This is a genomic window from Candidatus Omnitrophota bacterium (assembly GCA_028707125.1).
GTDB lineage: Bacteria > Omnitrophota > Gorgyraeia > Gygaellales > JAQTUX01 > JAQTUX01.
In genome coordinates this window covers 432,154-443,844 of sequence record JAQTUX010000001.1, presented here as the reverse complement: position 1 = coordinate 443,844, position 11,691 = coordinate 432,154, and the positions used below count along the sequence as shown (strand labels likewise).

Genomic DNA, 11,691 nt, shown 5'->3' with positions numbered 1-11,691 from the left:
TCCGTATCTTATTATAAACTGCTGAAATTATACCCTATGAAGATGTATCTCGCAAGAAAAAAAATACGCCTTTAGTTCTGTATGGCCTGCGTCTCCGGCTCAGGCGGCCGGGTGATCTGCAGCGACGTAAGCTGCCTGGCTAATTCGTCAACCTTGACCTGCGTCTCTTCCAATTCCTGTTTGATCAGCGCGTTCTCGTCGCGCAGCCCCTTCAGTTCCTGCTCGGCCTTTGTCCTGGCAGAAATAGCGGCATTGAGCCGCTCCTGCAGCGCCTGCGTGTTTACCTTCTCCTGATTCAGCGCCAGGCCCAATACCACCGCCGCCGCCAAGAGGAGCAATGCCAGCAGAAAGACCGGGCTGAAACTAATCTTCTTTTTTGCCGCTGCCGGCTTGGCCGCGGCCTTTTCCTGCTTGATTTCTTCGATCATCTTCACCTCCGTTTAATTACTCTATGTTATTATAAGGCGGATAGCGCGAATTGCAAGAAATAATTTGATAAAAAGTCCCGCAAAATCTTCTTGACAAACGTAAAGTATATGGTATATTTACATTTGACAAGGAGATAACCATAAAACGGAGGCCAAAATGAAGAAAGAATACTTAAGCCCTACTGAGGCGGCAAAGCTGTTAGGCATATCGCGCCAGGCAGTGATCGAGCGCATAAAACACGGCGCGATCTCCGCGGAGAAAGCGGGCAGGCAGTACATCATACCAAAAGGTGAGATAGGGCCGAAGTCCGCGGGCGGATCTGCCGCGAGGCAAAAACGGGAGCGGGCGCCGGTCATAAGCAACAAAAAACAGGCGATAGAGAAGATCCTGGACAGGGTGGAAGAAAATGATATAAAAACCATACAGCTGTGGTTTACGGATATACTCGGCATCTTAAAATGCGTTTCGATCACCGAAGGGGAACTCAGGGGCGCGCTTGAGCACGGCAAGGGCTTTGACGGCTCTTCCGTAACCGGCTTCGCCGAAGCCGAAGAAAGCGACATAATCGCGCAGCCGGACCCGGCCACCTTTAAGATACTGCCCTGGACAAGCGAAAACGGCGTGATCGCGCGGATGTTCTGCGACATATTGAACCCCGACCATACCCCCTACCCCGGAGACACAAGGTATGCCCTGAAGAGAGTGCTGGCAAGGGCTGAAAAACTGGGTTTCACCTTCTTCGTGGGGCCGGAAATAGAATATTTCTATTTTAAATCCGATAAGAAGCCGGAGATCATAGATGAAGGGTCGTATTTTGAATTAATACCCAATGACCTGGCCAATACCATGAGGAACAAGACCGTCAGGATGCTTGAAGAAATGGGCATAACCATGGAGGCGTCTCACCATGAGGTCGCTCCCAGCCAGCACGAAATCGATCCTCAATATACCGACGCGCTTACGGCGGCGGACAACGTGATTACCTCTAAATACGTGATCAAAGAGATCGCCCAGCAAAACGGCGTGTATGCCACGTTCATGCCCAAGCCCCTGTTCGGCGTAAACGGCTCGGGCATGCACGTGCACCAGTCGCTGTTCACGGGCAAAAAGAACGCGTTCTTTGATAAAAAAGACAAACATCACCTCTCTGATATTGCCAGGCAGTTCATTGCCGGAGAACTAAAACACGCCAGAGAGATCTGCTCCTTGACCGCGCAGTGGGTCAATTCATACAAAAGGCTGGTTGCCGGTTATGAAGCGCCGGTTTACGCTTCCTGGGCGCAGAAAAACCGCACCGCCCTGATCAGGGTGCCTGTGTACCGGCCGGGAAACGAAAAGGCAACGCGGGCGGAATTGCGCTGCCCTGATCCCGCCTGCAACCCGTACCTCGCGTTCGCGGTAATGCTGGCCGCGGGCCTGGAAGGCATTGAAAAAAAGTATGAAGTCGGCGCTCCGGTTGAGCCCAATATCTACCATATGGCGATGGAGGAAAGGCAGAGGCGGGGGCTTACATCTTTACCAGGCAATCTATTCGAGGCGATACTGGAAACGGAAAAAAGCGCCTTTGTGAAAGAGGCGCTGGGAGAGCACATCTTCAGCAGGTTCCTTTACAACAAAAGAAAAGAATGGGAAGAATACCGTATCCAGATAACGCAGCATGAGATCAAGAGGTACTTATCGCTGCTCTGATAAACTCCCTGAATAGCGGATGGCATTTATCGGGCTTTGACCTGAACTCGGGGTGGAACTGGCAGGCGACAAACCAGGGGTGGCCTTTAAGCTCAATTATCTCGACCAGGTTCCCCTTTCGGTAGATCCCGGAAAAAAACATCCCCTTCTTCTCAAGTATCCCTCGGTAATCGTTGTTAAACTCGTAGCGGTGCCTGTGCCTTTCAGAGACGAGGTCTTTACCGTAAGCAGAACGGCTGAGCCCGCCCTTTGCCAAAGCGCACTCGTATGAACCAAGGCGCATGGTAGCGCCCTTGGCGTCTATTTTCTTCTGCCCTTCCATCAGGCCTATAACAGGATATTTTGTATTGGGGTTGAATTCCGTGGAATTCGCGTTCTTTAACCCGCATACATTCCTGGCAAATTCTATTACCGCCGTCTGCATGCCTAAACATATGCCGAAGAACGGTATCTGATTTTCTCTGGCGAATTGAGCCGCCCTTATTTTTCCCTCTATCCCGCGGAAGCCAAACCCTCCCGGCACAAGGATGCCCCTGACGCCGTCAAGGTATCTGGCAGGCCCGTCTTTTTCTATGTCTTCCGAATCAACCCTTCTTATGGCCAGCTTGGCCGCGTTGGCTATGCCGCCGTGGGTCAACGATTCATATATGGACTTATAGGCGTCCTGCAGGGTTATATATTTGCCTACCACCGCTATTTCTACTTCCTTCGCGGGGCATTTTATTTTTTTCAGGACATTGTTTTCCCAATCGCTCAAGTCCCCGTCCTGGCATTTTAAATTAAGCAGCCGGACGATCAGCGCGTCCAACCCTTCCCTTTGCAGCAAAACAGGGACCTCGTATATGCTTTTGGCGTCTATGGCGGAAATGACCGCTTCCTTATCCACGCTGCAGAACAGGGCTATCTTTTCCCTGGTCTCTTTGCTAAGCTGCCTCTCTGTCCTGCATAGCATTATGTCGGGTATGATGCCTATCTCCCTTAATGTCTGGACGCTGTGCTGCGTGGGCTTGGTCTTGATCTCTCCGGCGGACTTTATGAACGGCACCAGCGTGACATGGACATTGATCGCGTAGCCGCTGCCCGTCTCAAGCCTCATCTGCCTTATCGCCTCCAGGAACGGCAGGCCTTCTATATCGCCGACCGTGCCGCCTATCTCCACTATAACGGCGTCAACCCGCTGTTCTACGGCGACCTTCTTGATGCTGTTCTTTATCTCGTCGGTAATATGGGGGATTATCTGCACGGTCTTGCCCAGGTAATCGCCCCTGCGTTCCCTGGATATAACGGAGTAATAGATCTTGCCCGTAGTTATATTGTTATCTTTGCCCAGGGCCGCGTTGGTAAATCTTTCGTAGTGGCCCAGGTCAAGGTCGGTCTCTGCCCCGTCAGCGGTGACATATACCTCTCCGTGCTGATAGGGGTTCATCGTCCCCGGGTCAACGTTGATATAGGGGTCGCATTTGATCAGGGTGACCTTTAAGCCGCGCGACTCAAGGAGTTTGCCTATTGAGGCGGAGGCAATACCCTTGCCCAGGCTTGAGACCACCCCTCCGGTAATGAATATATATTTAGGCATATTCTAAAATGAAAATGGCGCCTTTCCTTTTATAGAAAGACGCCTTTGTCCTTACGGGTATTATTATCCGATATTTTTGCCGAACAGTCAAGAATAATATGGATCCACATTACACGTTACGCAAGAATCTATCAATGCTATAAGCGCAGGCCCTGCCTTCGGCGATCGCCCAGACGATAAGGGACTGGCCCCTGCGCATATCGCCGGCAGTAAAGACGCCATTTATATTGGTCATGAAATCTCCGCCTGCCTTAACGTTGCCTCTGGGATCGGCATCTATCTTTAGATCCGCGAGCAATCCCGCGTGTTGAGGATGCGCAAAGCCGACGGCAAGCATCACAAGGTCTGCTTCTATCTCAAACTCTGAACCTGGGACCTCCTTCATAACAGGACAGGCCGCTTCAGGGCCCTTCGCGAATTCAACGCGCAGGCACTGTATCTTTTTAACCCTGCCCTGTTCTCCGATGAATCTTTTCGTCAATACGGACCACCGGCGCTCTCCGCCTTCTTCATGGCTGGAGGATGTCTTGAGGATCATCGGATAGCGCGGCCAGGGGAAGTCAGCGCCCCTGCATTCGGGCGGCTGAGACAAAAGCTCTATCTGGACAACGCATTTCGCCCCCTGCCTGTGGGCGGTGCCTACGCAGTCGCTGCCGGTATCGCCGCCGCCGATGATCACGACCTTTTTATCCCTGGCGTCTATAAGCAATTCTTTACTGATAATTTCCCCGGCATTACGCCTGTTTGACTGGATAAGGTAATCCATGGCAAAATGAATGCCTTTCAGGGCCCTGCCTTCTATCTTCAGATCGCGCGGGACGCGTGAGCCGCCGCAGAGGCAGACCGCGTCAAAGCCCTGTCTTAATTTCTTTACGGGATAATCCACGCCGACATCCACGCCGGTTACAAATTCTATGCCTTCTCTTTTTAATAAAGCGACGCGGCGGTCAAGCACCCACTTTTCCAGCTTGAAGTCGGGGATGCCGTAGCGCATAATGCCGCCGATCTTATCGTCCTTCTCAAATACCGTCACCTTATGCCCGCGTCTGTTAAGTTCTGCGGCGCAGCTTAAGCCGGCAGGGCCTGAGCCGACTACGGCAGCCACGCTGCCGCTGCGTTTTTTCGGCGGCCTGGGCTTGATCAAACCGTTATTAAAGGCGTATTCAATGATCGCCAGCTCATTCTCCCTTATGGTCACGGCCTCGTCGTTAATGCCTAAGACACAGGCATACTCGCATGGGGCAGGGCAGAGCCGTCCGGTGATCTCGGGAAGGCCGTTTGTCGCGTCAAGGAGTTGAAACGCCTTATCCCAGCGGCCGTGGAACATGTGGTCGTTCCATTCCGGGATGTAGTTGCCTACGGGGCAGCCCCAGTGGCAGAAAGGCGTGCCGCAGTCCATACAGCGCGAGGCCTGCTGCTGCGATCTGTCGTCGGGACGAAGCAGGGTGACGTCTTTAAAATCAGCCGCGCGCTCACAGACCGGCCTGTATTGCCCTGCCTCCCGCTTTAATTTCAGAAAACCTTTGGGATCACCCATCCGATGCCTCCGCTAAGCCCAGCTTCTCTTCGACCTTCGCGCCTTCCAATATCCGCTTGTACTCAATAGGCATGACTTTAACGAACCTGCCTAAGCTTGCCTCAAAATCATCAAGTATCGCCCTGGCGGCCCTGCTCTGCGTATATTTGTAATGATTGTGGATCAGGTTGTAGAGCGTTTCCTTATCCCCATCGCCTGTCCTTTCCAATTCTACCATATTCATATTGCACTTGTTTCTGAACGCGCCCTCTTCGTCATAGACGTAGGCGATGCCGCCGCTCATTCCCGCGGCAAAGTTCCTGCCTGTCCCGCCTAAGATCACAACCCTGCCCCCTGTCATATATTCGCAGCCATGGTCGCCCACTCCTTCAACCACGGCGTAAAGGCCGGAGTTTCTTATGCAAAACCTTTCGCCCGCGGCCCCTTTGATATACGCCTCGCCTTTTATCGCTCCATAGAAGGTCGTATTGCCCATAACGATACTATCGCGCGGATCGTAATTGCTGTTTCTATCAGGATAAATGATTATCCTGCCTCCGGATATACCCTTCCCCACATAATCGTTGGCCATGCCTTCCAGCTCAAAGGTCAGGCCCTCCGCGAGCCAGGCGCCGAAGCTCTGGCCGGCGACCCCTCTGAATTTAAAATGGATGGTATCCCCGGGCAGGCCTTGTTCTCCGAAGGCCCTGCAGACCTCTCCGCTCAGCATAGCCCCTGTCGCGCGGTTGACATTGCTGATCGCCAGCTCTTGCTTAACCGGCTGGCGATGCTCTAACGCGGGCCCTGCCAGCTTGATCAACTCCCTGTCTAACACCTTATCTATTTTATGGTCTTGCTTAACCTCGCAATACATGCCTGCGCTTTCAGAGACATTCGGCCTGTAAAGAATTTTCGCGTAATCTATCTGCTTTGCCTTCCAGGGGATAATGCCCGCGTCCACCTGCAATAGATCGCTCCTGCCTATCATATCGTCGACGCGCCTGAGCCCCAACTGCGCCATGATCTCTCTTAATTCCTGCGCGACAAAACGGAAGTAGTTGACTATATATTCCGGCCTGCCGCTGAATCTTTTCTCCAACACCTCATCCTGGGTAGCCACCCCCACCGAACAATTGTTAAGGTGGCAATGCCGCAGCATTACGCAGCCCAGCACGATCAATGCCGAAGTGCAGAATCCGAATTCCTCCGCTCCTAATAATGCCGCGACTGCCGCGTCCTTTCCCGTGCGCATCTGGCCGTCGGCCTGAAGCCGCACCCTTGAGCGCAGGCCGTTCAAAATGAGGGTCTGATGCGCCTCCGACAATCCCAGCTCCCAGGGAAGGCCCGCGTGCCTGATGGAACTTATGGGGGAGGCCCCCGTGCCTCCGTCGCCGCCTGAGATCAAGATCATATCGGCATGGCCCTTGGCAACGCCCGCGGCAACAGTGCCCACCCCCGCCTCGGACACAAGTTTGACGCTTATCCTGGCCCGGGGATTCGCGTTTTTCAGATCAAATATCAACTGCGCCAGGTCTTCAATAGAATAGATATCGTGGTGCGGCGGCGGCGAGATCAATGTCACTCCCGGAGTGGTGTATCTTGTCTTCGCGATGGACACGCTGACCTTATGCCCGGGCAGCTGCCCTCCTTCTCCGGGTTTTGCCCCCTGCGCTATCTTTATCTGAAGCTCATCCGCGTTTACAAGGTAATTCGTAGTGACGCCGAAGCGGCCTGAGGCGACCTGTTTTATCGCGCTCCTTCTGGAGCCGCCGTTTGGCAGCGGCAAGAATCTGGCGGGGTCTTCCCCGCCTTCGCCGGTATTTGATTTAGCGCCCAGCCCGTTCATCGCTATTGCCAGCGTCTCGTGGGCGGCCCTTGATATAGAGCCAAAGCTCATGGCGCCGGTAGCAAAGCGTTTGACTATTGACTCAAGCGGCTCAACCTCATCAACAGGAACGGGCTTCTGCTTCTTGAATTTGAGCAGGCCTCTCAGAGTAGCGGGATCAGCGGACTGGTCATTAATAAGCCGCGCGAATTCCTTGTATTTACCGTAGTCGCCTTTGCGGGACGCGTCCTGTAAGGCGGCGATGCTGTCGGGATTCCAGAGGTGAAACTCCCCGTCTCTCTTCCATTGGTAGAGCCCTCCGCTGGACAAAAAAGGCGCCTCTATGGGCTTATTTGAAAAGGCGTCCTCATGCGCCATCAGGGCCTCTTTCTCGATAACGTCAAAACCCGCGCCGCCGATACGGGAGGCGGTGCCGCAAAAACACCTGTCCACTACCTCGTCGTTCAACCCGAGGACCTCAAATATCTGGGCGCCCCTGTAACTCTGCAAAGTGGATATGCCCATTTTGGAAAGGATCTTAAGTATCCCCTTATGCGCCGCCTTTCTGTAATTACCTATGGCTGATACATGATCTGAATCCAATTCGCCTTCCGCTATAATATATTTAACGGCATCGTAGGCAAGATAGGGATTAACGCAGTCGGCTCCGTAGCCGAACAGCAGGGCAAAATGATGCACCTCCCTGGCAGAACCGCTCTCCACGATAATGCCTATCTGCGCGCGCATCTCTTCGCGCACCAGATAATGATGCACCGCCCCCATAGCCAGTAAGGCGGGCAGGGCGGCCCTGTCTTTACTTACCCCCCTGTCGCTTAAGATAATAAACGAATATCCTTCCTTTATGGCGGAGGAGGCGTCCTTACAGACCCTGTCCAGCGTCTTCAAGAAATCCCCCTTCTTATCCGTCTTAAATAGCAGCGATATTGTCTTTGTCTTAAAGCCGTTATTTTTTATATGCCTTATCTTTTCCAGTTCCTCGTTGGTCAGTATCGGTTCATCTACTTTGAGCTTACGGCAATGCGCGGGCGTCTCATCCAATAGATTCCCCTGAGGCCCGATAAGGCCCTCTAAACTCATTACGCATTTCTCCCGTATAGGGTCTATCGCCGGATTAGTGACCTGCGCGAAAAGCTGCTTGAAATAGTTGTAAAGCGGCTGCGGCCTTTTTGACAACACTGCCAAAGGCGTGTCGTTACCCATGGAGCCGGTCGGCTCATCCCCCTTTTCCGCCATTGGCTTGATAATAACCTTCAGGTCTTCCCGGGTATACGCGAATGCCTTCATCAAGGTAAGCGTGCCTTCTTTTTCCCGCTTATCCCGCTTCGCTCGCGGCTCCTGCCTGAGCTCAACTATGTTATCTTTAAGCCACGCGCCAAAAGGCCTTTTTACGGCGATGGATCGTTTCAGCTCATCGTCACTGACTATGCGGCCCTCCAGGGTATCTATGTATAACATCTTGCCCGGCTCCAGCCGCCCTGAAACCAGGATGTCTTGCGGCTTGATATCCAGGACCCCTGCCTCTGATGCCATCACTACGCTGTCATGCCTGGTGATGATGTATCTGGCAGGCCTGAGTCCGTTCCTGTCCAGCACCGCGCCCACCCTTAACCCGTCGCTAAAGGCGATCGCCGCGGGGCCGTCCCAGGGCTCCATAATACAGGCGTGATACTTATAAAAGTCCTTTAGTTTATCATCAAGCAAAGGGTTGTTCTCCCAGGCAGCCGGTATGAGCATCATCATCGCCTGCGCGAGGGGCCTGCCTGCCAGCACAAGCAATTCAAAGGCATTGTCAATAGTGGCGGAATCGCTCTGTCCAGAAATAAGGACGGGCTTGATTTTCTCTATATCCTTGCCGAATAAACCGCTTTTAAGCAGGCCTTCCCGCGCCTTCATCCAATTGAAATTACCCCTTAAGGTGTTTATCTCTCCGTTGTGCGCCAGGAAACGGAACGGCTGCGCCAGGTCCCAGGTAGGGAATGTATTCGTGCTGTAACGGGAATGGACCACGGCAATACCGCTGCTTAAAGAATCATCCTTTAAGTCGGGGAAAAAACTGTCCAGCTGCTGGGGCATAAGGAGCCCTTTATAAGACAGGGTCCTGCTGGAGAGATTGGTAACATAGAAGAAGCTTTTCTGCTTCAGACCTGATCCTCTCACGGCATTCTCTATTCTTTTTCTTATAACATAGAGGTTCCTTTCGAAAGCCAACTGCTCTTTTATGTTTTTATTTCTCTCTATAAAAACCTGTTCAATTATCGGCTGGGCCTGCCGCGCGCCTTTGCCTATATCGGAATCGTCAACCGGAACCCCGCGCCAGCCCAAAATAGACTGCCCCTCTTCCCCGGCGATCTTTGAAAATGTATCCTTGCAGAGATCCCTCTCTTTACTGTCGGCAGGTAAAAATACCAGGCCCGCCGCGTAATCTCCGTATCGGGGAAGATCGATCCCGGCGTTATCACAGGCCTTCTTAAGAAATTCATGGGGTGTCTGAATAAGTATGCCCGCGCCGTCCCCGGTTTTAGGGTCTGAGCCAACCGCCCCTCTGTGGGACAGGCGCCTGAGCACCTCAAGCGCCTGCTTAACAATGGCCCTGGAGCGCCTGCCTTTGACATCGCAGACAAAGCCCACCCCGCAGGAATCATGCTCAAAGGCCGGGTCATAAAGGCCTTGTTTTTGAGGCAAATAATCATATCTCATGGCTATATCTTCCATTTATTCGGGTCGATCCCTAATTTCCTGATCTTGGTACGCATAGTATTACGATTGATCCCCAGGATCTTGGCTGCCTTTAGCTGATTGCCATACGTGCGTTCCAGAGCGTGTTCGATCAACGGCTTCTCAATCGCCTCTAGAACATATTTGTATACAATGCCTTGTTTCTCTTTATAGAGAGAGCCGTCCAGTTCAATGATCTTCTTGTCTAAACCATCCATATTCTGCCTAAAATTTAATCACGCCCGGCTTAAAAAACAGCGGGCAGGCGCTCTCTACCCGCTGTTTACTTAAATATCAAAGTACAGATAAAACTCATACGGATGCGGCCGCATCCTTACCGGGTCTATCTCTCTTTTGCGCTTGAATTCAAGCCAGACATCGATTACGTCTTTGGTGAAGACCCCGCCTTTTAAGAGATATTCGTGGTCCGCCTCCAGGGCATCTATCGCGCGGCGAAGCGATGAAGGGACTGTGGCGATCCTGCTCATCTCTTCTTCGCCTAATTCAAAAAGGTCAACATCCATCGGCTGGCCCGGGTCTATCTTATGCTGTATGCCGTCCAGGCCGGCCATGAGCATCGCTGAAAACGCGAGGTAGCCGTTGCAGGAGGGGTCGGGCGGCCGGAACTCTATCCTCTTGGACCTGGGGTTGTCTGAATACATCGGTATCCTCACCGCGGCCGAGCGGTTGCGCGCCGAATAAACCAGGTTCACCGGCGCCTCATATCCGGGGACAAGCCGTTTATAGGAATTTGTCGTGGGCGCGCAGAAGGCCATTAAACTGTTGGCGTGCTTTAACAGTCCGCCGATGTAATATTTGGCCGTCTGGGACAAAAGCGCGTAACCATTTTTGTCATAAAAAAGGTTAACGCCGTTCTTCCATAAACTCTGATGGCAGTGCATGCCTGAACCGTTATCCGCGAATAACGGCTTGGGCATAAAGGTCGCCACCATGCCCTCTTTTTTGACCATGTTTTTGATGATGTATTTGTAAAGCAGGAGGCTGTCGCCCATCTTGGTGAGCTTGTCAAACTTCATGTCTATCTCGCACTGGCCGGCGGTCGCGACCTCGTGGTGGTGCACCTCCGCGTTGATCCCGGCCTCCTTCATCTTCAAGATGATCCTGCTTCTCAGGTCCTGCAGGGAATCATGCGGCGGGACAGGGAAATAGCCCTCTTTAAAGCGTATCTTATAGCCCAGGTTCGGGTTCTCCGCCCTTCCGGTATTCCAGTCGCCTTCGTTGGAATCGATAAAATAATACCCCGAATTCTCTGTCTGGTCAAAACGCACATCGTTAAAGATAAAAAACTCCGCTTCGGGGCCGAAATAAACCGCGTCGGCGATCCCCGTATCCCTTATATACTTCTCGGCCTTTTTGGCTATATAGCGCGGGTCGCGCGTATATGGCTTGCGGGTCAAAGGGTCATAGATATCGCAGATGACGCTTAAGGTCGGCACTTCGCAAACCGGGTCCACTATAGCCGTAGCCGGGTCAGGTATAAGTATCATATCCGACTCCTGGATCTTCTGGAAGCCGCGGATGGAAGAACCGTCAAAACCTATCCCGTCCACCCAGATCGAACGGGTAATATCGCTCATTTCCAATAATTCTGAAGCAGGTATGGAAAAATGCTGCCATAAGCCCGGCAGGTCGTTAAACTTAAGGTCAATTATCTGAATGTTTTTGTCCTTTACCAGCTTCAACACCTCTCTGGCCGCCTTCTCATCAAAAGAGCCGTTGACAAGCGGGTTGCGCGTCTTCACTTCAGCTACTTCCCTGATATTCTTCTTCTTGGGCATTTTATTTCTCCTTTCTCAAACAAAAAAGCGTTCATCCCCGGCTGTGTCCAGCCGGCTATGAACGCCTATGTTCATTACCGCTATACTGCTTAATTCTACACTACAATGTGCCTAAATTTTA

The 11,691-nt window shown here is 52.4% G+C and carries 7 protein-coding genes; 1 reads left to right on the top strand and 6 read right to left on the bottom strand.

From position 1 onward, the window contains the following. Positions 1-71: 71 nt before the first annotated feature. Positions 72-428 carry a hypothetical protein gene (locus PHR44_02005; GenBank protein ID MDD4909445.1) on the bottom strand — a complete coding sequence of 119 codons (357 nt, stop codon included), beginning with the start codon at positions 426-428 and terminating at the stop codon, positions 72-74. A 157-nt stretch (positions 429-585) separates the two neighbouring features. On the opposite strand from PHR44_02005, the gene PHR44_02000 reads away from it, so the two are divergent. Then, the gene (locus PHR44_02000; GenBank protein ID MDD4909444.1) at positions 586-2,118 is read left to right on the top strand and encodes a glutamine synthetase beta-grasp domain-containing protein; all 1,533 of its coding nucleotides are present in this window, start codon (positions 586-588) and stop codon (positions 2,116-2,118) included. Here the strand turns inward: PHR44_02000 and PHR44_01995 are convergent. The 5 genes from PHR44_01995 to glnA form a co-directional block, all read right to left on the bottom strand. Further along, entirely contained in the window at positions 2,093-3,694 is a 1,602-nt protein-coding gene (locus PHR44_01995) for a CTP synthase (protein MDD4909443.1), read from the bottom strand. The two genes, PHR44_02000 and PHR44_01995, sit on opposite strands and share 26 nt — an antisense overlap. 109 nt (positions 3,695-3,803) lie before the next feature. After that, entirely contained in the window at positions 3,804-5,231 is a 1,428-nt protein-coding gene (locus tag PHR44_01990; protein ID MDD4909442.1) for a glutamate synthase subunit beta, read from the bottom strand. After that, positions 5,224-9,768 carry a glutamate synthase large subunit gene (gltB, locus tag PHR44_01985; protein ID MDD4909441.1) on the bottom strand — a complete coding sequence of 1,515 codons (4,545 nt, stop codon included), beginning with the start codon at positions 9,766-9,768 and terminating at the stop codon, positions 5,224-5,226. Before gltB ends, PHR44_01990 begins: the two co-directional genes overlap by 8 nt. Continuing rightward, complete coding sequence (locus tag PHR44_01980) at positions 9,756-9,989, bottom strand: helix-turn-helix domain-containing protein (protein ID MDD4909440.1); 234 nt, start codon at positions 9,987-9,989, stop codon at positions 9,756-9,758. Before PHR44_01980 ends, gltB begins: the two co-directional genes overlap by 13 nt. A gap of 69 nt (positions 9,990-10,058) precedes the next feature. Further along, the gene (gene glnA, locus PHR44_01975) at positions 10,059-11,570 is read right to left on the bottom strand and encodes a type I glutamate--ammonia ligase (GenBank protein ID MDD4909439.1); all 1,512 of its coding nucleotides are present in this window, start codon (positions 11,568-11,570) and stop codon (positions 10,059-10,061) included. Positions 11,571-11,691: the final 121 nt, after the last annotated feature.